Raw genomic sequence first — 26285 nt, 5'->3', positions numbered from 1 at the left:
CGTAGGCGGGCGATATCCGGCGGCGGGCCGGCCGGGTACGGCGAGACCGGGCAGTGCCGGGCCGGGGCTAGCCTCTGGTCATGGCGATACGGGAAGTGATCAGCGCGGACGGCACCGGCATCGTGTACCGGTCGAGCGGCCCCGACGGCGCGCGGCCGCTGGTGCTGCTGCACGGCTGGTCGGCCGATCTGCGCTGCTGGGGCGGGGCGGGAGACGATCTGGCGCGGCGTTTCCGGGTAATCGCGGTCGACTCGCGCGGGCACGGCTACTCCGGTGCCCCGGCGACCGGCTACGACGACCCGGCCAACTGGGCCGCCGACGTCGCCGCCGTGCTCGCCGACGCCGGAATCGAGCGTGACGCCGTACTGCTCGGCTGGTCCTACGGCGGCATCGTGCTCACCGACTACCTGGCCGCGCACGGCACCGGCGCGGTGGCGGGCGCGATCTATACCGGGTCCATGGCGAATATCGGCAGGGGGGTGCCCGGCGCCGAGCCCGGCCCCGCGCTCGCCGCGGCCATGCCGGGCGTCTTCGAGGAGAGCCCGGGCCGGGCGCTGCGGGCCTTCGGCGCCTTCGGCGATGCGAACACCGGGCCGAGCCGGGAGCGCGGGGTGGACGCGCAGCGGCTCTTCGGCGCGAGCCTGGCCACTCCGCCCGCCGTGCGCAAGGCGCTCTTCTACCGGACCGTGGACAACACCGCGACGCTGCGCGCGCTGGATATCCCGGTGCTCGTCCTGCACGGCACCGACGATCCGGTGGTGCCGGTGGCCAATGGCAGGTACATCGCGGAGACCGCGCCGAAGGCGCGCGGGTCGTACTGGGAGGGCGCCAAGCACGGGCTCTTCCTGGAGGATCGCGCCCGCTGGGTGGCCGAGGTGACGGAGTTCGCCGACTCCCTGTGACCGCTCTCACCAACCGCCGAGACTGTGGTGGCGGGTATCGGTCACCGGTGCACTATGGAGGGTGTGATTCATCGTCCGCGTCGCATCGCCGTGCTGTCGGTCCACACGTCGCCGTTGGCCCAGCCAGGTACCGGCGATGCGGGCGGGATGAACGTCTACGTGCTGCAGACGGCGCGGGAGCTGGCCCGGCGCGGGGTCGAGGTGGAGATCTTCACCCGCGCGACGTCGTCGAACCTGCCGCCGGTCGAGGAGGCCGCGCCCGGCGTGCTGGTGCGCAATGTGGTCGCCGGGCCGTTCGAGGGGCTCGACAAGCACGATCTCCCCACCCAGCTGTGCCCGTTCACCGCCGAGGTGCTGCGCCAGGAGGCGCGGCAGGCGCCGGGCCACTACGACCTGGTGCACTCGCACTACTGGCTCTCCGGCCAGGTCGGCTGGCTGGCCAGGGACCGCTGGCGGGTGCCGCTCGTGCACACCGCGCACACCCTGGCCGCGGTGAAGAACGCCGCACTCGCCGAGGGCGACACCCCCGAGCCCGCCAGCCGGGAGATCGGCGAGAAGCAGGTGATCGCCGAGGCCGACCGGCTGATCGCCAATACCGTAGAGGAGGCGCGGCAGCTCATCGAGCTGTACGGCGCCGCGCCGGACCGGGTCGACGTGGTGCCGCCCGGCGCCGACCTCACCCGCTACCACCCGGGTGACCGGGCCGCCGCCCGGCGCGAGCTCGGGCTGCCCGCGGACGAGCGGATCGTCGCCTTCATCGGCCGGATCCAGCCGCTCAAGGCGCCGGACGTGCTGGTCAGGGCCGCCGCCGAGCTGCTCCGCCGCGACCCCGGCCGCAGGCTGCGCGTGCTCATCGTCGGCGGGCCCTCCGGCACCGGATTACAGCGCCCGGACGCGCTGATCGAGCTGGCCGCGGCGCTCGGCATCGGCGATCGGGTGATCTTCCTTCCGCCGCAGCCGCCGGAGCGGCTGGTGCAGGTGTACCGGGCCGCCGACCTGGTGGCCGTGCCCAGCCACAACGAGTCCTTCGGCCTGGTCGCCATCGAGGCACAGGCCAGCGGCACCCCGGTGCTCGCCGCCGACGTCGGCGGGCTGAGCACCGCGGTGCGGCACGGCGAGACCGGGCTGCTCGTCCCCGGCCACCGCACCCCGGACTGGGCCGACGCGCTCGGCGCGCTGCTCGACGACGGGCCCGGGCTGCGCGCCATGGGCGCCGCCGCGGTCGAGCACGCCGCCGGGTTCTCCTGGGAGCACACCGCCGACGGCCTTCTGACCTGCTACGATGCCGCGCTGGACGAGTTCGGCGGGCGGCGCCGCTCCGGCCCGAGGCTGCGCGGCGCTGATTCCGCGGCCCCGGCGCGGGTAAGCGGCGAGGAGGCAGCACGGCCCGAGCCCGTCGTCGGCGAGCCGGGGCAGGCGAGGACGCGGGCGCTCTGGCGGCGCCGGATGGGAGTACGCCGATGACCGGAACGGCGCAGCTGATCGAGGAGACCCTGCGCGAGCGGGAGATCGAGTACACCCGACCCGGAGACGGCACCTTCGTGGTGGTGCTGCCCGGCGAGCGCAAGCTCAAGACCAATGTCATGCTCACCGTCGGCACGCACGGGCTGCGGGTGGAGAGCTTCGTCTGCCGCAAGCCGGACGAGAACTTCGAGGGCGTCTACAAGTACCTGCTGCGCCGCAACCGCAGGCTCTACGCCGTGGCGTACACGCTGGACAAGGTGGGCGACATCTACCTCGTCGGCCGGATCTCCGCGCACGCCGTCACCGCGGACGAGCTGGATCGCCTCTTCGGCCAGATCCTGGAGGCGGTCGATCAGGACTTCAACACCCTGCTGGAGCTGGGCTTCGCCGAGTCCATCCGCAAGGAGTGGAAGTGGCGGGTCTCGCGCGGCGAGTCGCTGCAGAACCTGCGCGCCTTCGAGCACCTGGTGGATTCCGCCGACAGGGGCTGAGCGGAGCGGGGACAATCGCCCGGTGAGGGTGTTTTTTCCGCGGTGCCCGCGATGATGCGGCTCGCACTCGATATCGGGGCAACCAAGTTCGCCGCAGCGCGGGTGAGTGCGGACTCCCCGGCCACCGCCCGGCCGCCGGCTGACTGCGGGCCGCCGCCCGGCGCGGAGTTCGGGCTCGGCGCCGTGCACCGGGTCGATGTGCCCGCGAGCGGGGTCTGGGAGGTCTGCCGGGAACTCCTGCTCGATGTCGCGGGCGGCGCGGAGGTCGAGAGCGTCGGGATCGGCGCCGCGGGCCCGGTCGACGTGACCGCCGGGGTCACCGGCCCGCTCAATATCCCCGAGTGGCGCGCGGGCTTCCCGATCGTGGCGCGGGTGCGCGAGCTCTTCCCGGGCGCCACCGTGCGCTTCGCCATCGACGGCGCCTGCCTCGCCCTTGCCGAACAGCGGGCGGGCGCGCTGCGCGGGGTCGCGGACGCACTCGCCATGACCGTCTCCTCCGGGATCGGCGGCGGCATCCTGGCCGGGGGCCGGGTGCTGGCAGGTCGCACCGGGAACGCCGGGCACGTCGGGCACATCGTGGTGCCCGGCGAGGAGGTGCCGTGCGCCTGCGGTGGCTTCGGCTGCGTGGAGGCGGTGGCGAGCGGCCTGTCGTCGGTGCGCTGGGCCAGGTCGCGGGGGTGGCGCGGGAGCAGCGGCGCCGAGCTCGCGGCCGCGGCGGCGGCGGGCAACTCCACCGCGCTGGCCGCGCTGGAGCGCGCGGGCACCGCGCTCGGCCGCGCCGTCTCCTCCGCCGCGGCCACCCTCGATATCGACCTGGTGGTGATCGGCGGCGGCTTCGCGGCGTCCGGCGAGCCGCTCTGGAAGCCACTGCGCGCCGCCGTCACCAGGCACGCCAGGCTAGGCTTCCTGCGCCCGCTGCGGGTGCTGCCATCGGAGATCACCGCGGGCGCCACCCTGGCCGGCGCCGCGGTGCTCGCCGCCGGGCCGGGAGCGAACGCCGGTGACGTGCCAGAATGGCCCGCATGACGTACACCCTCGTGCTGCTGCGCCACGGCGAGAGCGAATGGAACGCCCTGAACCTGTTCACCGGCTGGGTGGACGTGCACCTCACCGACAAGGGTGTGGCCGAGGGCAAGCGCGCGGGCAGGCTGCTCGCCGAGCACGGAATCCTGCCCGACGTCGTCTACACCTCGCTGCTGCGCCGCGCGATCAGCACCGCCAATATCGCGCTGGACGCCGCCGACCGGCACTGGATCCCGGTGGTCAGGGACTGGCGGCTCAACGAGCGGCACTACGGCAACCTGCAGGGCAAGAACAAGGCCCAGGTCCGCGACCAGTACGGCGAGGACCAGTTCATGCTCTGGCGGCGCAGCTACGACACCCCGCCGCCGCCGATCGACCCCGGCAACGAGTACAGCCAGGAGGGCGACCCGCGCTACGCGGGCATCGACGTGCCGAAGACCGAGTGCCTGCTCGACGTGGTCGAGCGCTTCCTGCCGTACTGGGAGTCCACCATCGCGCCGGAGCTGGTCGCCGGGAAGACCGTGCTGGTCGCCGCGCACGGCAACTCGCTGCGTGCCCTGGTCAAGCACCTGGACGGCATCTCCGACGACGATATCGCCGGGCTGAACATCCCCACCGGCATCCCGCTCCGCTACGAGCTGGACGAGAACCTGAAGCCGGTGCGCCCGGCCGAGTACCTCGACCCGGAGGCCGCCGCCGCGGGCGCCGCCGCGGTCGCGAACCAGGGTGGCAAGTAGCCCTGACAGCAGGCGAGGCCCGGTTCGCCAGGGCGAGCCGGGCTTCGCCCTTTTCGGCAGAGGCAGCCGAAGGGTCTTCTTACCCGCCAGTAAGTGTGCGAGAATTCCGCCGTTCTACTCATCGGAGAGGCGGATCCCAGCTGATGCGAAACGTGTTCCGGGCGACGGTGGCCGGGTTGGCCGCCGCACTCCTTCTTCCGCTCCTCGGGCCTGCGGCATCGGCGGCGCCGCTTCCCACCGGCCCGGACGGCGGCGCGGCGGGCGCGGCCTGGCACGCCGCCCACGACGGGCCGCAGCAGTACCCGAACATCAACATCACCTGGGACGTACCGATCACCATGAGTGACGGCACCGTGCTGAGGGCCAACCTCTACCGCCCGGCCGACGCGGCGGGAATCCCGGCGCCCGTGGCGACGCCGACCATCCTCAACATGACCCCGTACACCAAGCTGGTGTCGAACCTGGGCGACCACGTCGGCGAGATTCCCGGCATCTCGGACGTGGTGCTGCAGCTGCTGCGCGACTTCGACATGACCGGCACCCCGCTCTCCGGCCTCACCGACCTGACCAAGGCGCTCGGCGGCGGCGAACTGCGCAACTTCGGGGTCGACCGCGACCTGGTGCGCAGCGGTTACTCCCAGCTGGTTGTCGACGTCCGCGGAACCGGCTTCTCGCAGGGCGAGTGGGACATGCTGCGCGACCGCGAGCAGCAGGACACCATCGAGGTGATCGATTGGGCGTCGAAGCAGCCGTGGTCGAACGGCCGGGTCGGTATGACCGGGCTCTCCTACTCCGGTATCAACCAGCTGCAGGCGGCGGAGAAGTCACCGCCCGCGCTGCAGGCGATCTTCCCGGTGGTACCGGGCAGCGACCTGCTCGCCGACGTGCTCGCCCCCGGCGGCGGCTTCGGCTTCGCCTTCATCCCGCTGTGGCTGGTGCTGATCAACGGGACCAAGTGGATCCCGAACGTCGAGTCGATCGTCACCGGCAACTTCGACCAGGAGTGGCTGGCCGACCGGATGGCCTCGCCCTTCACCTACCTCGACGTCTTCCTGGACGCCTACGTCAAGACCAGGGTCGAGGACCTGGACCCGCGGGTGCGCAGCATGCTCACCGACAACAGCGAGGAGCGGCGGGCGTGGCTCGGCGACCCGTCGCGGATCACCGTCCCGACCTTCGTCACCGGCGGCTGGCACGACCTGTTCACCTACTCGGAGTCGAAGGTCTACAACGCCATCGCCGCGCCGCCGGGGCAGAAGCAGCTGCTCATGGGCAACACCTACCACATCAACTCGGGCAACGAGTACAGCAGGCCGGGGCTGCCGCCGCGGCTGGACGTGCTGCAGCGCGCCTGGTTCGACCGCTGGCTCAAGGACATCGACAACGGCATCGACCGGTACGGCCCGGTGACACTGCGGCAGCAGGGCGGCGGCTGGATCACCCAGGACGGCTTCGGCGATTCCGCCCCGCCGGAGCAGGCCGCCGAGCACCGCAGGATGTACCTCTCCGGCGCGCCGAGCGGCACCGCGCAGAGCCGGTACGACGGCTCGCTCTTCCCCGCCGAGGACGGCAGCACCCAGCGGCTCACCGTCGCGCCCGGCCTCACCGGGATCTGCTCGAACGACGCCGCGCAGGCCACCGCCGGCGTGCTCGCGGTGATCAACGGCTGCGCCGCCGATTCCCGCATCCAGGAGACCAACGGGCTCACCTTCACCAGCCCGCCGGTCACGGCGCCGACCACCATCTCCGGCCCGGTCGCGGTGCGGCTGAACACCGTTCAGGACGCGGTGGACGGCAACTGGGTGGTGACGATCAACGACGTCGCCCCGGACGGCCGCTCCACCGTGCTCTCCTCCGGCCAGCTCATGGCCTCGCTGCGCAAGATCGACGAGAGCCGCAGCAGCCGCTCGGCCAACGGCGACTACACCGACCCGCGGCCGCTGGCCTCGCTGGAGGACCGGCTGCCCACCGTCCCCGGCGAGCCGACCATCCTGGATATCACCCTGACCGGTACCGAGGCAGTGTTGCAGCCCGGCCATCGGCTCCGGGTCGACGTCTACGCGGGCAACTTCCCCAAGGGGTTGCCGATCCTGCCGATGCTGGTCGATACCGGGCTGTTGCCGCAGCACGTCCAGCTCGATCCGACACGCCCGAGCTTCGTGAACGTTCCGCTGAAGGGTGAACCCGGCTGGGGATAGCCAACATTGCGTTAACGCCTGGCCAACACGGTTGGAAGTGGCTGTGACCTGCGGGAAACTTCGTGTACCGACCGTTGGCTGAACCGTCGGCGACCGTACGATTCTCGGTGTGAGCGTTCCCCAGGCCGTCCTGCTGGCTGTCCTCGCGGCCGTCGTCGGGCTCGCGGTCGGCGGGCTGGTCATCCCCTATGTGAACGCCAGGCAGGCCGAGAAGCGGCAGGCCGAGGCCGGGCTCACCACCTCCCAGGTGCTCGACCTCATCGTGCTCGCCTCGGAAAGCGGAATCGCGGTGGTGGACGAGTACCGCGATGTCGTCCTGGTGAATCCCCGCGCCGAGGAACTCGGGCTGGTCCGCAATCGGTTGCTGGACGAACGTGCCTGGGCCGCCGTGGAGAAGGTGCTGGAGAACGCCGAGCCCGCCGAGTTCGACCTCACCGCCAAGAACCCGCTGCCCGGCCGCAGCCGGATCGCCGTGCGCGGCGTCGCCCGGCCGCTCTCCCGGGAGAACAACTTCACCGTCCTCTTCGCCGACGACGACTCCGAGCAGGCCCGGATGGAGGCCACCAGGCGCGATTTCGTCGCCAATGTCAGCCACGAGCTCAAGACCCCGGTCGGCGCCATGAGCCTGCTCGCCGAGGCGCTGCTCGAGTCCGCCGACGACCCCGAGGCCGTGCGGCACTTCGGCAGGCGGGTGCTGGCCGAGTCGAGCAGGCTGGGCAAGATGGTCACCGAGCTGATCGCGCTCTCCCGGCTGCAGGGGGCCGAGAAGCTGCCCGAGCTGGAGGTCGTCGATGTGGACACCGTGGTGAACTCCGCGGTCGACCGCTCGCGCACCGCCGCCGAGGCGGCCGGGATCACCGTCAGCACCGACCGCCCGAGCGGGCTCGAGGTCCTCGGCGACGAGACGCTGCTGGTCACCGCGCTCTCCAACCTGGTGGAGAACGCCATCGCCTACTCGCCGACCGGCTCGCACGTCTCGGTGAGCCGCTCGCTGCGCGGCGACCACGTGGCCATGGCCGTCACCGATCGCGGCATCGGCATCGCCAAAGAGGACCAGGAGCGCGTTTTCGAGCGCTTCTTCCGCTCGGACAAGGCGCGCTCCCGCGCCACCGGCGGCACCGGGCTCGGGCTGGCGATCGTCAAGCACGTCGCCGCCAACCACAATGGGGAGATCACCCTGTGGAGCAAGCTGGGGACCGGATCCACGTTCACCCTGCGGATACCCGCCCACCTCGAGGCGGAGGCCGAGCAGCGCCCGGTGCCGCCGGGGGCGGGCAAGAAGGAAACGAGCCCGCGCCCGGCGCCGGGTCGAGTCAATGGTGTGGAGGCACGTCGATGACCGTTGTGGTGATCGGGGCGGCCGCCGAAGCGCCTGGCCGAGAAGATTGCGTGGAGGAACTCGCATGACCAGTGTGTTGATCGTCGAAGATGAGGAGTCGCTGGCCGACCCGCTCGCGTTCCTGCTGCGCAAGGAGGGCTTCGAGGTCACCGTCGTCGGCGACGGGCCATCCGCGCTCGCCGAGTTCGACCGGGCGGGCGCCGACATCGTGCTGCTCGACCTCATGCTCCCCGGCATGAGCGGCACCGACGTCTGCAAGCAGCTGCGCACCCGCAGCGGGGTCCCGGTCATCATGGTGACCGCGCGGGACAGCGAGATCGACAAGGTCGTCGGCCTCGAGCTCGGCGCCGACGACTACGTCACCAAGCCCTACTCCGCCCGCGAGCTCATCGCCCGCATCCGCGCGGTCCTGCGCCGCGGCGCGGGCGACGACCTCGACGGCGGCACCGAGAGCGGCGTGCTCGAGGCCGGGCCCGTGCGCATGGATGTCGACCGGCACACCGTCCTGGTGAACGGCAAGCCGGTGACGCTGCCCCTCAAGGAGTTCGACCTGCTCGAGTACCTGCTCCGCAACTCGGGTCGCGTGCTCACCCGCGGGCAGCTCATCGACCGGGTGTGGGGTGCGGACTACGTCGGGGACACCAAGACGCTCGATGTCCACGTGAAGCGGTTGCGCTCGAAGATCGAGGCCGATCCGGCCAAGCCGGAGCACCTGGTCACCGTCCGGGGCCTCGGCTACAAACTCGAAGCCTGAGCTCTACGAAACCGGGCGCCCGTACAGACGCGGACGCCCGGTTTGACCCCTACGAAGGGGCGAGCTGGAGAACCCCACGAAGGGGCGAGCTGGAGGACCCCCCACGAAGGGGCAAGCCGCTGGGACCCCCACGAAGGGGCAAGCCGGTGGGACGCATGCGAAAGGGCGACCCGGCGGTACGCATGCGGAGGGGCGAGTCTTACGAGCCCCGTTCGCGGCCGGCTCGCGTTCGAGCACTCGAAGCGCATGCGCCGAAGGCGCGAGTCTCGAGTGCTCGAACGCGAGCCTCAGAGGCCGCGAACACGCGCGCCGAAGGCGCGCCAAGCATCACGGAATGTAGACCCAGGCGGGGCCGATGGCGGGGAGATCGATCTTCTGCAGGGTGATCCAGCCGAGATCGTCCTCCTGCAGGCATTCGTAGAGGGGAATGGTGGTCCCGTTGCCCTTGCAGGCGATGGTGTGCGACGTCCCGTAGGGGCTGACGACGATGTTCTTCCCCTCCTGCGCGGCGCGCGCCGCCGCGGCGGGGTCGGTGCCGTTGACGAAGGTGTGGGTGTAGTCGCCGAACCTGGTGGGGTCGACATCGTCGGCGGACGCGGGGCCGGCGAGCGCCAGGCAGGCACCCGCTCCGATGGCCGCGGCCGCGATGGCCTTGCTGAAGCGAGCCTTTGTGAACAGGGTGTTTCCGAACATGGGGGACTAGTGAACCCTACGCAGGTGAAGTTCGCATGTCCTGGCGGTGACGCCTACTCCTCGGGATCCGGCAAACGCCCGGCGTGCGTCGTCGCCGGATGCACCGCGATCAGGCCGAGCCCCTCGCGGCGGCGGCAGTGGCGGGCCAGCTCGGCGTAGGCATCGGCGCCGAGCAACTCGGTGAGCTCGGGGGCGTACGACTGCCAGACGGGGCGGGCGCCGACGTGCGCGTCGGGGGAGCCGGTGCAGTACCAGTCCAGGTCGAGCCCGCCGGGGCCCCAGCCGCGGCGGTCGTACTCGGTGACGACGGTGCGCAGGATCTGCTCACCGTCGGGGCGGTCGACCCACTCCTGGGTGCGCCGGATGGGCAGCTGCCAGCACACGTCGGGTTTGACCTCGAGCGGCTCGATGCCGCGGCGCAGCGCCATGGTGTGCAGCGCGCAGCCGACGCCGCCGGCGAACCCGGGGCGATTCAGGAAGATGCAGGCGCCCTCGTAGCGCCTGGTGCGCAGCGCGGGCTCGTCGTCCAGCTCGTCCTGCTCCAGGTACCGCTCCTTGCTGATCTTGCCGCGCTCGTCCATCGCCTCCGGCATGAGCTGCCAGTCCTGCGGGGTGAGCAGCTTCACGGCGCGCTGCAGCCGCTTGCGATCGTCGTCGTCGGCGAGGAAGGCGCCGTGCGAGCAGCAACCGTCGTCGGGGCGGTCGCCGAGGATGCCCTGACAGGCAGGCGTGCCGAAGACGCAGGTCCATCGGGAAAGTAGCCAGGTGAGATCGGCCACTATCAGGTGCTCGTCGTTAGCTGGGTCCTGGAACTCGATCCATTCGCGCGGGAAGTCCAGCTCGACCTCGGGCGCGGGATCCAGCTTCCGCCCTGGTGGGGGCGGGGCCGGGTCACTCGCGGATGCGCCTGCCGTCACGATGCCAGACGCTAACAGCTCCGCCGTGGCGCTCGCAGGCCGGACGGTACCGGTACCCTATTCGGAGTGCGGCTCGGAGTACTCGACGTCGGAAGCAACACCGTCCACCTGCTCGTGGTGGACGCGCATCGTGGTGGGCACCCCATGCCGATGAGTTCGACGAAGGCGACGCTGCGGCTCTCCGAGAACATGGACGACGCCGGCTGCATCACCGAGGCGGGCGCCCGCAAGCTGATCGACACCGTCGGCGAATTCGCCAGCATCGCGGAGACCTCGCGCTGCGTGATGCTCATGCCCTTCGCCACCTCGGCGCTGCGCGAGGCGGGCAACTCCGAGGAGGTACTCGGCCGGGTGCGCGCCGAGACCGGGGTGCACCTCCAGGTGCTCACCGGCGTCGACGAGGCGCGGCTGACCTTCCTCGCGGTGCGCCGCTGGTACGGCTGGAGCGCGGGCCGGATCATCAACCTGGACATCGGCGGCGGCTCGCTGGAGATGTCCACCGGCTGCGACGAGGCGCCGGACGCCGCGCTCTCGCTACAGCTCGGAGCGGGCAGGCTCACCAGGGACTGGCTGCACGAGGATCCGCCGGGCAAGCGCCGGATCGCGGTGCTCCGCGACTGGCTGGACGCCGAACTCGTCGCGCCCGCAAGGCAACTGCTGGAACCGGGCAAACCGGACCTCGCGGTGGGCACCTCCAAGACCTTCCGCTCGCTCGCGCGATTGACCGGAGCGGCACCGTCCGGCGCGGGACCCCGGGTGCGCCGTACACTCACGAGTTCGGGCCTGCGTCAGCTGATCGCGTTCATCTCCCGGATGACGGCGGCGGACCGGGCGGAATTGGAAGGCGTGAGTTCGGACCGGTCGCAGCAACTGGTGGCCGGCGCGCTGGTCGCGGAGGCGAGTATGCGAGCACTGTCGCTGGATACGCTCGAGATCTGCCCCTGGGCGCTGCGCGAAGGGCTGATCCTGCGCAAACTGGATACTGACATGAATGGCGGACCGGTCGACGCACTGCTGTCCGGACGCGAGGTCATCGAGACCGCGCGCTCCGGGCCCGCGGAGTCGGCGGGTCCGATCGAAACGGTGCCGTCATGAGTGAGGACCCCAAACAGCTCTCGGTCGCCGAACTGCTGGCCCGCAACGGCCAGGGCGGTTCGCCGGGATCGTCGGGTGGCAGGCGCAGGCGCGCCGGCCGCGGGATCTCGGTCGCCGATCTGACCGGTGACCAACCCGCGGTGACGCCGGGCGGCTCGTCACACGCGGCGCCGGAGCCGGAGCCGGAGCCCGCGCCGCCGGAGCCGCCGTCGGGCGGTGGCTTCGATCTCGCGGCGTACGGGCTGACGCCGTACGGCCAGGACCCCGAAACCTCGTCCCCGCCCGCCCGTTCCGCCTACGGGCCGCCGAATTCCACCGCGGCGCCCGCCTACCCGCCGCCCGGCCCGGCCTCGGACCTGCCGAGTTACTCGCCGGTCTCCGGCCCCATCGCCTACTACAACCCGCTCGGCGCCGCGCCTGCCGCGCCGGAGCCGGGGCGGCGGCGCCGGGTCAGGGACGAGGACGAGCAGCCGTCGTTCCCCATGCCGGAGACCGGATCCGGGCGACGCAGGCGCCGCAGGGCCGACGACGACGAGCCGGAGGAGACCGGCGCCCCGCAGCCGAGCGGGATCGGGATCGACACCTCCGAGAGCCCGCGGCTGAGCCGGGCCGAGCGCAGGCGCGCCGCCGAGGCGGCGGAAGCGGCTCAGGCCGAACAGGAGTCGGAGTCGGCGCGGGTCGAGGAGGCGCTGGCGGCGGAGGCGGCGCGGGCCGAGACGGCGCGGGCGGCCGAGGAGGCGGTGCGCGCGGCCAGGGAGAACGCGCGTGGCGGAGCGCGTGGCATCGACCCGGCGCCGCATGCGGGGCGGCCGACCGAGGTCACCCGGATCACGCCGTTCGCCGCGGGGCGGCGCGGTGAGTTCGGCGGCGGGCAGCCGGATTCCGCCTCCGAGGCCGGTGGCGCCTTCGGGCCGCGCACGGACTTCGGCGGCGAGAACCGCAACGGCCCGCCCCCGGCCGAGCGTCCCTTCGGCACCGCGGGTCGCCTCGGCGCTCCCGACCCCGGCCGCAAAGGCTTCGGCAGTGCCCCCGACGCGGGCCGCAGAGGCTTCGGCGCTCCGCCCGAGCCGGGTCGCAACGGCGCGAACGGTTTCGGCGGCGCCCCCGAGCCGGGCCGCAATGGCTTCGGCGCTCCCCTCCCCGGCCCGAACGGCCCCGACCTCGGCCCGGCACCGGGCCGCAACGGCGCCTTCAACGGCCCTGACCTCGACGCCCGCAACGGCGCGGGCCCGTACGGCCCCAAACCGCCTGCCCCGGACGACGAGGCACCGTCGACCGCCGCCTGGTCCCTGCGCGACGAGCCGGAATCCGGCTCGGTCCCGCGCACCCCGCCGCCGCCCGGCGGCCTCCCCGCCTGGTCGGCCCGCAGACGCATGCCCGCGCCCCCGGCACCGCCCCCCGAGGCCGACGCCCCGCCGCAGTCCGGCTGGCCCCCGCCGCAGGAGCAGCCGCTGATCTCCGGCCAGACGGTCGCGGGCGACCTGCTCCGCAAGGGCGAGTCCGAGCGCCGCGACTTCGACGACGAGTACGACGACTACGACCCCGAGTTCGAGAACGACCGCTTCGAGACGGGGGAGTACGACGAGTACGAGTCCGGCGAGTACCGCCCGGACTACGACGTCGAGTACGAATCCGGCGAGTTCGAGGCCCCCGGCCGCGGTAAGCGCGGCAAGGGCAAGGGCCGGAACCCGAAGGCGGCCGTGCTGGCCGGGCTCGGCGGCCTGACCCGCTCCCTGAAGGACAAGCTGCCCGGCCGCGGCACCGCCGCCGCACCGGCGGCGACCGCCGCGAGCAGCCGCTCCCGCCTCTCCGAGCAGGAGCTCAACCGCCGCGAGTGGATGATCCTCGGCGGTCAGAGCGCCGCCGCAGCGGTCGCGGGGATGCTGCTGTTCAAGGGCTTCGAGCGGATGTGGGAGATGCTGCCCTGGGTGGCGCTCGCGCTGGCCACGATCGTCATCCTCGGCCTGGTCGCCCTGGTCCGGGTGCTTCGCCGCACCGACGACATCCTGAGCACGGTGATCGCGGTCGTGGTCGGCACCTTCGTGACGCTCGGCCCGCTGGCCTTCCTGCTCAGTACCGGCTGAGGGGCGCGCAGGCATGACGACCATCAGGATCGGGCTCTCGACCGCCTCGGTGTACCCGGAGAACACCGAGTCGGCCTTCCGGTACGCGGCCGAGCTCGGCTACGACGGGGTCGAGCTCATGGTCTGGGCCGAGCCGGCCAGCCAGAGCATGGCCACCGTGCGCGGCTACGTCCGGCGCTACGACATGCCGGTGCTCGCGGTGCACGCGCCGTGCCTGCTCATCTCGCAGCGGGTCTGGGGCGCCGATCCGGTGGCCAAGCTGGACCGCAGCGTGCGCGCCGCCGAGGAGCTCGGCGCCGACACCGTGGTGGTGCACCCGCCGTTCCGCTGGCAGCGCCGCTACGCCGATGGCTTCGCCGACCAGGTCGCCCGGCTGGAGCAGCGGAGCCGGGTGATCGTCGCGGTGGAGAACATGTTCCCGATGCGCGCCGACACCCTGTTCGGCCGCGGCGAGCGCGCGGTGCGGCGGCTGGAGCGGCGCGGCGGCCCCGGCCGCGGGCTCACCGCCTTCAGCCCCTCCTACGACCCCACCGACGTCGGCTTCCGCAACTACACCCTCGACCTCTCGCACACCGCGACCGCGGGCACCGACGCGCTGGCACTGGCCGAGCGGATGGGCTCCGGCCTCGCGCACCTGCACCTGGCCGACGGCCGCGGCGCGGCGAGCGACGAGCACCTGGTGCCGGGCGACGGCACCCAGCCCTGCGCCGCGGTCTGCGACCAGCTGCTGCGCAGCGGGTTCCGCGGGCACGTGGTGGCCGAGATCAATACCCAGAACGCGCGGACCGCGCAGGAGCGTGCGGCCATGCTGCGCCGCACGCTCGCCTTCGCGCGGGCGCACTGCGGCGGCCGCCCGGTAGCGGGCGCCAACCAGAACTGAGGGCGACCGCCCACCATCCGCGCGGGCCGTCGGTGGCCTGGTTTACGCTGTACGAACGTCGCGCCGCACCGGTCGCGGCGGGACAGGAGTGACGATGTCGCAGTCGACCGCCGATCTCGATCGGTCCACCGCCACCGACGCCCCGTTCAGCCGGGTCTGCGCGGTCACCGAGATCCCCGCCGAGGCGGCGGGCGCCGGGCGCTACCTGGGCGAGATCGAGCCGATCTGGACCATCGGCGCGAAGGTGCACGGCGGCACCATGGTCGCTGGCAGCGCCGCCGCCGCCACCCGCTGGCTGCACACCGTCGAGCCGGAGCTCACCGCCATGGCCCCGATCGCCGCCAGCTCCGACTTCCTCGGCGCGCCGGACGCGGGCCAGGTGGAGTACGCCGTGCGCATCCGCAAGGTGGGCAGGCAGATCTGCCTGGTCGACGCGGAGCTGGTGCAGGGCGACCGCACCAGGGTGCGCACCACCTTCACCTTCGGCGCGCTGGACGACACCGAGCCGATCTACGCGCCGCAGCACGGCGACATGCCCGCCGAGCCCGCGGCCGACGCCATCGGCTACGAACCCGGCTCGCCCATGGGCAAGATCGTGAACGTGGCCAAGGGCGCCGACGTCTTCATGGACCGCAGCTGGGCCCGCTTCCTGGACGGCGACCACACCGCCGAGCCGAGGCTGCGGCTCTGGATGCGGCCGCGCGCGGGCGACGCGAACGACCCGGCGGTGGCGGCGTACTTCGCCATGATGGCCGCCGACATGAGCCCGCCGGTGGCGATGAACCGCGGCCACTTCGGCTGGGCGCCGACCGTGCAGATGACCACCTACCTGCGCAGGCGCCCGGCGCCGGGCTGGCTGCGGATCATCGCGACCACGCACGAGATCGGCGGCCGCATGTTCGACGAGGACCAGCTGGTCCTGGACAGCACCGGGGCGGTGGTGGCGCAGAGCAGGCAGCTCGCGCTGATCCCGCAGCGGTAGCCCGCGCCGGTAAGGCTAGCCTTGGGCCCATGACGAGAATCGCGGTGATCGGTGGCGGCCGGATCGGGGAGGCGCTGGTCGCAGGCGTGCTCGAATCCGGGCGGGTGGCGAAGGATCTGGTGGTCGTCGAGACGCACCAGGATCGGGCCGAGCTGATCGCCGAGCGCTTCGGGGTCCGGGTCACCGGCTCCATCGAGGACGCCGCGGTCGGCGCCGACGTGCTGGTGATCGCGGTCAAGCCGAACGATGTCGACGGCGTGCTCACCGCGCTCGGCAAGGCCATGCTCGGCGGCGACGGTGACCAGGTGGTGGTATCCCTGGCCGCCGGTGTCCCGACCGCGCGGCTGGAGGCCAAGCTGCCCGCCGGTTCGCCGGTGGTCCGGGTCATGCCGAACACCCCCATGCTGGTCGGCCAGGGCATGAGCGCACTCGCGCCGGGCAGGCACGCGAAGCCCGAGGATCTGGCGCTGGTCACCGCGTTGCTCGGCGCGGTCGGCAAGGTGGTGACGGTGGCCGAGGCGCAGATGGACGCCGTCACCGCGGTCTCCGGCTCCGGCCCCGCCTACTTCTTCCTGGTCGTCGAGGCCATGGTGGACGCGGGCGTCGGGCTCGGGCTCACCCGCGATGTGGCGACCACCCTGGTGGTGCAGACCATGCTCGGCGCCGCCGCGCTGCTGGAGGGCGCCGAGCAGAGCGCCGTCGAACTGCGCGCCGCGGTCACCTCGCCGGCCGGGACCACCGCCGCCGCCCTTCGCGAACTCGAGCGTTCCGGCGTACGCTCGGCCTTTCTGGAGGCGCTGCACGCCGCAGCGCGACGCTCGGCGGAACAGGGGTCGTCGGCGGAGTGACCGGGCGGTTCACGCTGGGGAAACCCGATTTCTCACTCCCGTCGCAGCAACACCACTGGTCCCGCTAAGCTTCAAGGAGCACGTGCGTGTCTGTTCCGCCGGTGGGGAAGCCGGCGGCGCGGACGTGCCGGAGGTCGATGGTGCGATGATGTCTGCGAACAAGATGTCTGCGAACAACGGAACCGGCGGGCCGGGCTCGTCGTCCACCCGCGGTGGAACGCGACCACCTGGCGGCCCCCCACCGGGGCAAACGGTATTCGCCGGTGGTACGCAATTCCTCACGGTGGCCGAGGTCGCCGAGTTGATGCGGGTCTCGAAGATGACGGTGTATCGCCTGGTTCACTCGGGTGAGCTGCCCGCGGTGCGGGTGGGGCGGTCGTTCCGGGTGCACGCGAAGGCGGTGCACGAATACCTGGAGACGTCCTACTTCGACGCCGGATAGGCGGATTCGGAGTGGCTCCGGTGTCCCGGTAGGATGAACAGTCGGTTCGCGTTCGCCCGCCGGTGGCACCGCTTCGGTGTGTCCGGAGCCCGGCGGGGCGAGCGAAACAGTGTCAGCCGCGCCCAGAGCGCCGAGTAGAGGAAACGCGAGGACGACCCTATGGGTTCAGTGATCAAGAAGCGTCGCAAGCGCATGTCGAAGAAGAAGCACCGGAAGCTGCTTCGCCGCACGCGGGTGCAGCGGCGCAAACTCGGCAAGTAGTCCCTCGCGTCGTGCGTGAGCCCGTCACCGATCGCGGTGGCGGGCTTTTCGTTTTCTTTCCGGTTTGAATTATTGAGGTCGCAACACCAGCGCGAATTTCCGCTGTAACCGGGTTATTTCGAGCGGGCGGTCGGATTCATCCCTGGTCTCGTCGCGCCGTGTATCCGGTGACTGAAGTCATCGTTAGATCCTGGTTAATACTGTCGGCGCTGTAGTTCACAGCCGCTAGGCTGGAACGCGGAACAGATGCCTGGGGGGCCGATCAGGCGGGATCCGGTGCGAATGGGTGCAGACACGAGAGACGGGCACCAGCCCACGGTGGTGATGGTGACCGGTGCGAGCCGGTTCTTCGGCGGCGATGTCGTCGCCAGGCTCGCCCGCGACCCCGCGATCGAGCGGGTGCTCGCGGTCGATTCCGTAATGCCGAGCGCCGAACTGCGCCGCCGCATGGGCCGGGCCGAATTCGTGCGCGCCGATATTCGAAACCCCTTGATTCGCAAGGTGGTCGACGGAAATGCGGTCGACACCCTCGTGCACACCGCCGTGCTCACGCATCCGCCCGCGGGCGGCGGGCGCGCGGTCATGAAGGATCTCAATGTGCTCGGCGCCATGCAGTTGTTCGCCGTGTGCCAGAAGGCGCCGACCATGCGCCGCGTCGTGGTGCGCTCCTCCTCGGCGGTGTACGGCGGCAGCGCCAAGGACCCGGCCAAGTTCACCGAGGAGATGGGGGCCCGCAGGCCGCCGAGCGGCGCCTTCGCCCGCGACATGATCGAGGTCGAGGGCTTCGTCCGCGGGCTCGCCCGGCGCAGGCCGGATATCGCCATCGCCACCCTGCGGCTGGCTCCGATCGTCGGCCCCCGGCTCGCCGCCCGCGGCATCGAATACCTGCGGTCGCCGGTGACGCCGACCGTCTTCGGCCGGGACGCCAGAATGCAGCTGCTGCACGAGGAGGACGCGGTCGCCGCGCTCGTGCACGCCGCGCACACCCTCGCCAGCGGCACCTTCAACGTGGCGGGCGACGGCGCGCTCACGCTCTCCCAGGTGGTGCGGCGGGCGGGCCGGATCCAGGTGCCGGTGCCGTTCTCGGTCTTCCGCACGGTCGGGCGCACCCTCATGGGCCGGGTCATGCGCGAATTCAGCGGCGAGCAGCTCGACTACTTCCACTTCGGCTGCGGGCTCGACACCACCCGCATGCGCACCGAGCTCGGCTTCCAGCCGCGCTGGACGACAGTGCAGGCTTTCGACGACTTCATCGGGGGCGCAGCGTTGCGGCCCGTCATCGACCCGGCGTGGATCGATGCCGCAGAAAACAAACTGCTCGGCCTTGTCGGGGCCGGTACGGGAGCACACAGATGAACGACGTAGCAAAGGTCATCCGGCTGCCGGAGACCGCTGTCGAGACGCGGCCGCGGCCGACCGCACGGCGCTGGGACAGTGCGGGCCGAACCCCGGCCGGCTCGGTCACCTCGCTCACCGATCGACTACCGGACGCCGCGCCGCGGCCGCCGCAGTCGGTCTCCGGGCTGGTCAGGGGGTTGCTCGGAAAGGGCATCAGCCGGACGGCCGAGTTCGCCAGGCGGCGGCTGTCCGGGGATTACCAGGTGGACGAGTTCGGGTTCGACGAGCACCTGCTGGAGTCGGTGCTGCTGCCCGCGCTGCGGCCGCTGGCCGAGCACTGGTTCCGGGTGCAGGTCAACGGGATGGAGCACGTGCCCGAGGTAGGGGGTGCGCTGCTGGTCGCCAACCACGCAGGCACGATTCCGATCGACGGGCTGATGTTGCAGCTCGCGGTGCACGATCACCACGCCAAGCAGCGGGCGCTGCGGTTGCTCGCGGCGGATCTGCTGTTCGAGACGCCGGTTCTGGGGACGCTCGCTCGGAAGGCGGGGCACACGCTCGCCTGCCCGCCCGATGCCGAGCGGCTGTTGCGCTCCGGAGAGTTGACCGGGGTGTTTCCCGAGGGGTTCAAGGGCGTGGGGAAGAACTACGCCGATCGGTACAAGTTGCAGCGATTCGGCAGGGGTGGGTTCGTCGCGGCCGCTGTGCGGACGGGGGTGCCGATCATTCCGTGCTCGATCGTGGGGTCGGAGGAGATCTATCCCAAGCTCGCCGATATCAAGCCGCTGGCTCGGCTGCTCGGCTTGCCGTACTTCCCGGTGACGCCGACCTTCCCGCACCTCGGGCTGCTGGGGGCGGTGCCGTTGCCCAGTAAGTGGTACATCGAGTTCGGGGAGCCGATAGCCACGACGGAGTACTCGCCGGAGGCGGCGGACGATCCGATGTTGATGTTCGAGGTGACCGACCAGGTGCGCGAGACCATCCAGCAGACGCTGTACAAGCAGTTGGCGAAGCGGCGGAACCCGGTGCTGGGCTGAGTTCGAGTATTAGTCTCACCAGCTGTGTTTGATGGCGCGGCTGCGCCGCGCGTGTTCGCCGCCCCGGGGAGTCTCGTCGTTCAGCGCTCGAGACTCGCGCTTTCGGCGCATGCGCTTCGAGCGCTGAACGACGAGACGGGCGGCGAACGGGGCTCGTAAGACTAGCCCCCGGGGTGGTTGGGAGGGGGGCGGAGCTCGCTACTTGGGGTTTTCCCGGGTTAGTGGTTCTTGCGGTGGGTTACTGCCGCGGCTACTGCGCCGCCTGCGGCGCCTATGGCCAGGGCGGTGGGGACGCCGATTTTGGCCGCCTTGCGGCCGGTTCGGAAGTCGCGGATTTCCCAGCCTCGGTTGCGGGCTACCTCGCGGAGGTCGGAATCCGGGTTGATGGCTACCGAGGTGCCTACCAGGGAGAGCATGGGGACGTCGTTGTGGCTGTCGGAGTAGGCCGTGCAGCGCTTGAGGTTCAGGCCCTCGCGGATGGCGAGGGCGCGGACGGCGTGGGCCTTGCCGAGTCCGTGCAGCACGTCGCCTACCAGGCGGCCCGTGAACTTGCCGTCGACGCTCTCGGCGACGGTGCCGAGAGCGCCGGTCAGGCCGAGGCGCTTGGCGATAACCTGGGCCAGCTCGACGGGGGTCGCGGTGACCAGCCAGACCTGCTGGCCGGCGTCGAGGTGCATCTGGGCGAGTGCCCTGGTGCCCGGCCAGATCTTGTCGGCGATGATCTCGTCGTAGATCTCCTCGCCGAGCATGGCGAGTTCGGCGGTGGGGCGGCCCGCGATGAAGGCAAGGGCCTTCTCGCGGCCGGTGGCCATGTCGGTGCTGTTCTCCTTGCCGGTTACCCGGAACTTGACCTGCTTCCAGGCGACATCCATCAGGTCCGAGGTCTTGAAGTACTTGCGCGCGGCCAGGCCGCGGGCGAAGTGGACGATGGAGGCGCCCTGGACCATGGTGTTGTCCACGTCGAAGAAGGCGGCCGCGGTCAGGTCGCGGGGGACCTCGGGGGTGCCGATGTCGATGCCGTCGGCCAGCTCCGACTCGTGCAGGGTGAGGGCGGCGTCGGCACTCGCCTCGCCTGCGAGGTTCGCCCGCACCTCCTCCTCGCTGGGGCCGAACGGGCTGCGGGAGATGCGGGCGATCTGATCTTGCAGCCCCTGGCCGATCGAGCCCACGTTCCACCGCACCGGGAACTCGCCGAACCGGCCCGCGATGAAGCCGCCCCTAGCCATCCTCGATCGTTCCGGCACCGACTACCTCCGCCCGTTCGCGCGAACCACATCCCACACTAACCGCCGGAGCCGACGGATCGCCGCGACCCGGTCCGCCGGATCGCCCGCGCCGCGCAGTGTTTTGATGATGACCATGAGCGGACCCTCTCGTTCGGTGACTTTGCTGACACGTACCGGCTGCGGGCTGTGTGCTACGGCACTCGAACACCTGCGCGAAATCTGTGCCGACTTCGGGCTGACCCCGGAAACCGTCGATGTCGACGAGGCCGCGGCGACGCAGCCGGAATTGCGCGCGGAGTACGGAGATCGCCTGCCTGTGGTGCTGTTGGACGGCCGCGAGCACTCCTACTTCGACGTCGACGAGCCGCGGCTGCGCGCCGATCTGAGCGGCTGACCCGCTCCCGGTTCGCCGGGGTTTCGCTCGCCGGTGGTTTGCCGGAGCAAAATGAGGCCCGGTTCACCGACTTTGTGCAGGGCTTCACAAGCAGTTACGGTGGTGGCAGCACCCCGCACGCCGAGCCGCGCTGCTGCGCGCCGAGGCCCGGGCGCACCCGACACCATCTCGAATCGAACCGCCTCCCGACGGCACACCCGGGCAGCACCGGCAGCCGCGGCCCCAGCGGTCGAGCGACGCAAGCCGGACCGCCGGGCCGGAACGAGGAGCCGACGAACGTGACAGAGCAGCACGAGACGCCCGGTGGCGTCTCCGGCGGGGCTCTGCGCAGGCCCGACGGTTCCAGACCGGCCGACGGTAGAAGAGACATTCCGCAGGCGACGGTCGCCCGGCTGGCGACCTATCTCCGCGTTCTCGCCGGGATCGCCGACGAGGGTGTTGCCATCGTATCGAGTGAGGAACTGGCTGTCGCGGCGGGTGTCAATTCCGCGAAGCTGCGCAAGGATCTCTCCTTCCTCGGCCCGAACGGCGTCCGCGGGGTCGGCTACGACGTGGCCAAGCTGCGCGCCCGCATCGAGGACGTGCTCGGCCTCGCCGAGGGGCACCGGGTGGTGCTGGTCGGGGCGGGCAACCTGGGCCGCGCCCTGGTCGGCTACGGCGGGTTCCGCCGCCGCGGCTTCAGCGTGGTCGGGATCTTCGACAGCGACCCGCGGCTGGTCGGCGCCGAGGTCGCCGGGCTCGCCGTCGCCGACGTCGCCCAGCTGGCCGACCTGGTCGGCGCGCTGGCCCCGACCATCGCGGTGATCGCGGTACCGGACGCCGCGGCCCAGGAGGTCTGCGACCGGCTGGTCGCCGCCGGGCTGCGCTCCATCCTCAGCTTCGCGCCCTGCGAGCTGCACGCCCCCGCCGCGGTGCAGATCCGCCGCGTCGACCTCGCGGTCGAGCTCCAGATGCTCTCCTTCGAGACGGCGCGCGACGCGCCGCTGCCCGAGGTCGCGCACGCCGTCTCCGGACGGATCGCGCGCCGGGCGCCGGGCGCGCGCGGTGGCGGAGCCGCCAATCGAGCCAGCGGGCGCACTCGGTCGTCTGCCTCCCATTCGGCAACGGAGCCAAGCAGCAAGGGATCGGTGGTAACACCATGAGCGTTCTTCTCGTCGGTATCTCGCACCGCAGTGCGCCGGTGGCGGTGCTGGAGAAGGTGGCCGTCACCGACACCGACCGGCCGAAGCTGGTCGACCGGCTGCTCGCCTCGAGTCACGTCGCCGAGGCGATGATCCTCTCCACCTGCAACCGGGTCGAGGTCTACGCGGTGGTCGATGCCTTCCACGGCGGCCTCGCCGAGGTCGGCGAGCTGCTGACCAGGCACTCCGGGCTGCCGATGACCGAGCTCACCAAGCACGCCTACGTGCGCTACAGCGAGGCCGCCGCCGAGCACCTCTTCGCGGTGGCCAGCGGGCTGGACTCGATGGTCGTGGGCGAGCAGCAGGTGCTCGGCCAGATTCGCGGCGCCTACGCCTCCGCCGATGCCCAGCAGGCCGTCGGCCGCACCCTGCACGAGCTGGCCCAGCACGCGCTGCGGGTGGGCAAGCGGGTGCACTCGGAGACCGGCATCGACCGGGCGGGCGCCTCGGTGGTCTCGGTCGCGCTGGACCGCGCGCAGGAGATCGTCGGCACGCTGGGCGGCCGCACCGCGGTGGTGGTCGGGGCGGGCGCCATGGGCGGGCTCGCGGTCGCGCACCTGGCGCGCGCCGGGATCGAGCGGATCGTGGTGGTGAACCGGACGCTCGGCCGCGCCGAGCGGCTGGCCGAGATCGCCCGCGGCTACGGCATCGAGGCCGATGGGTTGGAGTTCTCCCGGCTGCCGGAGGCGATGGCCGCGGCGGATGTCGTCGTCACCTGTACCGGGGCGGTCGGCGCGGTGGTGACGCTCGCCGACGTGCACCGCGCGCTGGCCGGGCGGGAATCCGCGGAGCGGCCGCTGGTCTGCTGCGACCTGGGGCTGCCGCGCGACGTGGAGCACGCCGTCGCCGGGCTGCCCGGCGTCGCGGTGATCGACATCGAGACGCTGCAGCACGACCCGGCCGCGGGCGCCGCCGCCGACGACACCACCGCCGCGCGCGGCATCGTCGCCGACGAGCTGGCCAAGTACCTGGCCGGGCAGCGCATGGCCGAGGTGACGCCGACCGTCGCGGCGCTGCGGCAGCGCGCCGCCGAGGTGGTCGAGGCGGAGCTGCTGCGGCTGGATTCGCGGCTGCCCGGCCTGGCGAACCCGGAGCGCGACGAGGTCGCGCGCACGGTGCGCCGGGTGGTGGACAAGCTGCTGCACGCGCCGACGGTGCGGGTCAAGCAGCTGGCCTCGACGCCGGGCGGCGACAGCTACGCCGAGGCGCTGCGCGAATTGTTCGAACTCAAACCGGGAGCGGCACAGGCCGTCGCGGCGCCCATGGAGGTGACCGCGCTCGGCGGGGAGCTCCCCGCCGGCTTCGCCGACGACTTCACCGCGGGCCACCGCGGCGACGAACAGGGGCTTTCCTGATGACCATGGTGCACGAAGAGGGCGACGTGAGCGGTGTCGGTGCCCGCGCGCCGTGGCGCATCGGGACCAGGGGCAGCCTGCTGGCGCTGACCCAGGCGGGCACGGTCCGGGACGCGCTGGTCGCGGCCGGGCAGCCGGCCGAGCTGGTGGTGGTCAAGACCGCCGGTGACCTCTCCCAGGCGCCGGTGCAGGAGATCGGCGTCGGGGTCTTCACCACGGCGCTGCGGGAGGAGCTGGCGCGCGGCAGCGTCGATATCGCGGTGCACTCCTACAAGGACCTGCCGACCGCGCGGGACCCGCGCTTCGTCATCGCCGCGGTACCGCCGCGCGCCGATCCGCGGGACGCGCTGGTCGCGCGGGACGGCCTGGTCCTCGGCGAGCTGCCCGCCGGCTCCCGGATCGGCACATCGGCGCCGCGCCGGGCGGCCCAGCTGCTCGCGCTCGGGCTCGGGCTGGAGATCGTGCCGCTGCGCGGCAACCTGGAAACCCGGCTGCGCAAGGTCGCCGACGGTGAGCTGGACGCGGTCGTGGTGGCGCGGGCCGGGCTGGCCAGGATCGAGCGCACCGACGCCGTCACCGAGGCGCTGGAGCCGGTGCAGATGCTGCCCGCGCCCGCCCAGGGTGCGCTCGCGGTGGAGTGCCGGATCGAGGACACCGAGCTGGTCGAGATCGTGCGCGGGCTGGACGATGCCGCCTCGCGCGCGGCGGTCGTCGCCGAGCGCGGCCTGCTCGCCGAGCTGGAGGCGGGCTGCACCGCGCCGGTCGGCGCACTGGCCGAGGTCGTCGAGTCGCTCGACGACGACGGCCGCATCGTCGAGGAGCTCTCGCTGCGCGGGTGCGCCGCCGCGATCGACGGGTCGGACGTGGTCCGCGCCTCGATCGTCGGCGCGCCGGAGCGGGCGGACGAGCTCGGCAGAGCGCTCGCCAGGGAACTGCTCGACCTGGGCGCACGCGAACTGCTCGGGGCCGCCGGAGCGGCGCGCCCGGAGATCGCCGCGGGGGACGGCGACCCCACCCCGCGGACGGCGACGCCGTCCGCCCCTGACGTCACCCACCCCAGTCCGATGGAGAACACCCGATGAGCCGATCCACCAAGAAGCAACCCGGGCGCATCCTGTTCGTCGGCTCCGGCCCCGGTGATCCGGCGCTGCTCACCGTGCGCGCCCGCGAGGTACTCGGCCGGGCCACGCTCGCCTTCACCGACCCCGACGTGGACAAGGGCGTGCTCGCGCTCATCGGGATTGCGGTGCCGGAGGCCGAGGACGGCGAGCGCCCGGTGGACGTGCGGCCCGCGCTCGGCGAGCCCGCCGAGGTCGCCAAGACGCTGGTCGCCGAGGCCAAGGCCGGGAACGACGTGGTGCGCGTGGTCGCGGGCGATCCGCTGACCACCGACTCGGTGATCGCCGAGGTCACCGCCGTCACCCGCTCGCACGTCGCCTTCGAGGTGCTGCCGGGGCTGCCGAACGGCTCCGCGGTGCCCAGCTACGCGGGCATCGCGCTCGGCTCCGGGCACACCGAGGCCGACGTGCGCGGCGAGGTCGACTGGGCGGCGCTGGCCGCCGCGCCCGGCCCGCTGGTGCTGCACGCCACCTCCGGCCACCTGGCCGAGACCGCGAGCGCGCTGGTCGAGCACGGCATGGCCCCGCAGACCCCGGTGGCGGTGACCGTGCGCGGCACCACCCGCCAGCAGCGCACCATCGAGGCCACGCTGGCCACGCTGAACAGCGCCGCCTCCGAGCTGGTCGGCCCGCTGGTGCTGACCATCGGCAAGGTGGTCTCCAGCCGCAGCAAGATGTCCTGGTGGGAGTCGCGCGCGCTGTACGGCTGGACCGTGCTCGTGCCGCGCACCAAGGACCAGGCGGCCGAGATGAGCGAGCGGCTGGTAACGCACGGCGCCATCCCGGCCGAGGTGCCCACCATCGCGGTGGAGCCGCCGCGCAGCCCGGCGCAGATGGAGCGCGCGGTCAAGGGGCTGGTCGACGGCCGCTACCAGTGGGTGGTCTTCACCTCCACCAACGCGGTGCGCGCGGTGTGGGAGAAGTTCGCCGAGTTCGGGCTGGACGCCCGTGCCTTCTCCGGCGTCAAGATCGCCTGCGTCGGCGAGGCCACCGCGGACCGGGTGCGCGCCTTCGGCATCAACCCGGAGCTGGTGCCGAGCGGGGAGCAGTCCTCCGAGGGGCTGCTCGCCGACTTCCCGCCCTACGACGACGTCTTCGACCCGGTGAACCGGGTGCTGCTGCCGCGCGCCGACATCGCCACCGAGACGCTGGCCGAGGGGCTGCGCGACCGCGGCTGGGAGATCGACGACGTCACCGCCTACCGCACCGTGCGGGCCTCCCCGCCACCCGCGGAGACCCGCGAGATGATCAAGACCGGCGGCTTCGACGCGGTGCTCTTCACCTCGTCCTCCACCGTGCGGAATCTGGTCGGCATCGCGGGCAAGCCGCACGCGCGCACCATCGTCGCCTGCATCGGCCCGAAGACGGCCGAGACGGCGGTGGAGTTCGGGCTGCGGGTGGATGTGCAGCCCGAGGTGGCGCAGGTCGGCCCGCTGGTCGAGGCGCTGGCCGAGCACGCCGCCCGGCTGCGCGCCGAGGGGCTGCTTCCCCCGCCGCGCAAGAAGAGCCGCCGCAGCCGGTAGCCG

At 72.1% G+C, this 26285-nt stretch carries 25 protein-coding genes; 22 read left to right on the top strand and 3 right to left on the bottom strand.

Annotated elements, in window-relative coordinates; genetic code table 11:
* The first annotated feature begins 80 nt into the window (after window positions 1-80).
* From NH2_RS14645 to NH2_RS14610, 8 genes are all read left to right on the top strand, one after another.
* Complete coding sequence (locus NH2_RS14645) at window positions 81-902, top strand: alpha/beta fold hydrolase (protein WP_067653780.1); 822 nt, start codon at window positions 81-83, stop codon at window positions 900-902.
* A 54-nt stretch (window positions 903-956) separates the two neighbouring features.
* Window positions 957-2366, top strand: a complete 1410-nt coding sequence (mshA, locus tag NH2_RS14640) for a D-inositol-3-phosphate glycosyltransferase (protein ID WP_067653777.1) — start codon at window positions 957-959, stop codon at window positions 2364-2366.
* The gene (locus NH2_RS14635; protein WP_067653775.1) at window positions 2363-2857 is read left to right on the top strand and encodes a type III secretion system chaperone family protein; all 495 of its coding nucleotides are present in this window, start codon (window positions 2363-2365) and stop codon (window positions 2855-2857) included. Before mshA ends, NH2_RS14635 begins: the two co-directional genes overlap by 4 nt.
* A 51-nt stretch (window positions 2858-2908) precedes the next feature.
* On the top strand, window positions 2909-3883 hold the full coding sequence (locus tag NH2_RS14630) for an ROK family protein (protein ID WP_067653773.1): 975 nt from the start codon (window positions 2909-2911) through the stop codon (window positions 3881-3883).
* Entirely contained in the window at window positions 3880-4617 is a 738-nt protein-coding gene (locus NH2_RS14625) for a phosphoglyceromutase (protein WP_067654154.1), read from the top strand. Before NH2_RS14630 ends, NH2_RS14625 begins: the two co-directional genes overlap by 4 nt.
* A 143-nt stretch (window positions 4618-4760) precedes the next feature.
* Entirely contained in the window at window positions 4761-6815 is a 2055-nt protein-coding gene (locus NH2_RS14620) for a CocE/NonD family hydrolase (RefSeq protein WP_067653771.1), read from the top strand.
* Window positions 6816-6924: 109 nt separating this feature from the next.
* Window positions 6925-8154: a sensor histidine kinase gene (locus NH2_RS14615; RefSeq protein ID WP_067653769.1), complete on the top strand. Its 1230-nt coding sequence runs from the start codon at window positions 6925-6927 to the stop codon at window positions 8152-8154.
* Between the two features lie 64 nt (window positions 8155-8218).
* Window positions 8219-8908, top strand: coding sequence for a winged helix-turn-helix domain-containing protein (locus NH2_RS14610; RefSeq protein WP_067653767.1), 690 nt, complete (start codon window positions 8219-8221; stop codon window positions 8906-8908).
* A gap of 327 nt (window positions 8909-9235) precedes the next feature.
* Here NH2_RS14610 and NH2_RS14605 read toward each other — a convergent pair whose 3' ends face one another.
* Entirely contained in the window at window positions 9236-9601 is a 366-nt protein-coding gene (locus NH2_RS14605; RefSeq protein WP_067653765.1) for a hypothetical protein, read from the bottom strand.
* Window positions 9602-9654: 53 nt separating this feature from the next.
* Complete coding sequence (locus NH2_RS14600; protein WP_439951750.1) at window positions 9655-10518, bottom strand: DUF3109 family protein; 864 nt, start codon at window positions 10516-10518, stop codon at window positions 9655-9657.
* 66 nt (window positions 10519-10584) lie between these two features.
* On the opposite strand from NH2_RS14600, the gene NH2_RS14595 reads away from it, so the two are divergent.
* From NH2_RS14595 to NH2_RS14560, 9 genes are all read left to right on the top strand, one after another.
* A complete protein-coding gene (locus NH2_RS14595; protein ID WP_067653763.1) occupies window positions 10585-11613 on the top strand; it encodes a Ppx/GppA family phosphatase in 1029 nt (342 codons plus the stop codon).
* Window positions 11610-13697, top strand: a complete 2088-nt coding sequence (locus NH2_RS29410) for an Rv0497 family membrane protein (RefSeq protein WP_067653761.1) — start codon at window positions 11610-11612, stop codon at window positions 13695-13697. Before NH2_RS14595 ends, NH2_RS29410 begins: the two co-directional genes overlap by 4 nt.
* Before the next feature lie 13 nt (window positions 13698-13710).
* The gene (locus tag NH2_RS14585; protein WP_067653760.1) at window positions 13711-14577 is read left to right on the top strand and encodes a sugar phosphate isomerase/epimerase family protein; all 867 of its coding nucleotides are present in this window, start codon (window positions 13711-13713) and stop codon (window positions 14575-14577) included.
* Between the two features lie 94 nt (window positions 14578-14671).
* Entirely contained in the window at window positions 14672-15559 is an 888-nt protein-coding gene (locus NH2_RS14580; RefSeq protein ID WP_084505551.1) for a thioesterase family protein, read from the top strand.
* Window positions 15560-15588: 29 nt separating this feature from the next.
* On the top strand, window positions 15589-16407 hold the full coding sequence (gene proC / locus NH2_RS14575) for a pyrroline-5-carboxylate reductase (protein WP_067653757.1): 819 nt from the start codon (window positions 15589-15591) through the stop codon (window positions 16405-16407).
* Window positions 16408-16552: 145 nt separating this feature from the next.
* Window positions 16553-16849 carry a helix-turn-helix domain-containing protein gene (locus NH2_RS28200; protein ID WP_439951752.1) on the top strand — a complete coding sequence of 99 codons (297 nt, stop codon included), beginning with the start codon at window positions 16553-16555 and terminating at the stop codon, window positions 16847-16849.
* Window positions 16850-17008: 159 nt separating this feature from the next.
* Window positions 17009-17110, top strand: coding sequence for a 30S ribosomal protein bS22 (locus tag NH2_RS28195; RefSeq protein WP_003402602.1), 102 nt, complete (start codon window positions 17009-17011; stop codon window positions 17108-17110).
* Window positions 17111-17392: 282 nt separating this feature from the next.
* Window positions 17393-18466, top strand: coding sequence for an NAD-dependent epimerase/dehydratase family protein (locus NH2_RS14565; RefSeq protein WP_067653753.1), 1074 nt, complete (start codon window positions 17393-17395; stop codon window positions 18464-18466).
* On the top strand, window positions 18463-19485 hold the full coding sequence (locus NH2_RS14560) for a lysophospholipid acyltransferase family protein (RefSeq protein ID WP_067653751.1): 1023 nt from the start codon (window positions 18463-18465) through the stop codon (window positions 19483-19485). The genes NH2_RS14565 and NH2_RS14560 overlap by 4 nt, the downstream gene beginning before the upstream one ends.
* Before the next feature lie 218 nt (window positions 19486-19703).
* On the opposite strand, the gene NH2_RS14555 is transcribed toward NH2_RS14560, so the two are convergent.
* A complete protein-coding gene (locus tag NH2_RS14555) occupies window positions 19704-20711 on the bottom strand; it encodes an HAD family hydrolase (protein WP_157103785.1) in 1008 nt (335 codons plus the stop codon).
* 133 nt (window positions 20712-20844) lie between these two features.
* On the opposite strand from NH2_RS14555, the gene NH2_RS14550 reads away from it, so the two are divergent.
* The 5 genes from NH2_RS14550 to NH2_RS14530 all read left to right on the top strand — a co-directional run bounded on the left by NH2_RS14550 (window position 20845) and on the right by NH2_RS14530 (window position 26282).
* Window positions 20845-21105, top strand: coding sequence for a glutaredoxin family protein (locus tag NH2_RS14550; RefSeq protein ID WP_067654145.1), 261 nt, complete (start codon window positions 20845-20847; stop codon window positions 21103-21105).
* A gap of 278 nt (window positions 21106-21383) precedes the next feature.
* Complete coding sequence (locus NH2_RS14545) at window positions 21384-22247, top strand: redox-sensing transcriptional repressor Rex (protein WP_067653749.1); 864 nt, start codon at window positions 21384-21386, stop codon at window positions 22245-22247.
* Window positions 22244-23641, top strand: coding sequence for a glutamyl-tRNA reductase (locus tag NH2_RS14540; RefSeq protein ID WP_067653747.1), 1398 nt, complete (start codon window positions 22244-22246; stop codon window positions 23639-23641). Before NH2_RS14545 ends, NH2_RS14540 begins: the two co-directional genes overlap by 4 nt.
* Window positions 23641-24723 carry a hydroxymethylbilane synthase gene (gene hemC / locus NH2_RS14535; protein ID WP_067653745.1) on the top strand — a complete coding sequence of 361 codons (1083 nt, stop codon included), beginning with the start codon at window positions 23641-23643 and terminating at the stop codon, window positions 24721-24723. Before NH2_RS14540 ends, hemC begins: the two co-directional genes overlap by 1 nt.
* The gene (locus tag NH2_RS14530; RefSeq protein WP_067653743.1) at window positions 24720-26282 is read left to right on the top strand and encodes a bifunctional uroporphyrinogen-III C-methyltransferase/uroporphyrinogen-III synthase; all 1563 of its coding nucleotides are present in this window, start codon (window positions 24720-24722) and stop codon (window positions 26280-26282) included. The genes hemC and NH2_RS14530 overlap by 4 nt, the downstream gene beginning before the upstream one ends.
* Window positions 26283-26285 lie beyond the last annotated feature (3 nt).

The sequence above is a fragment of the Nocardia harenae NBRC 108248 genome, assembly GCF_001612885.1.
GTDB classification, from domain to species: Bacteria; Actinomycetota; Actinomycetes; order Mycobacteriales; family Mycobacteriaceae; genus Nocardia; species Nocardia harenae.
This window is presented reverse-complemented; position numbering and strand designations above follow the sequence as displayed.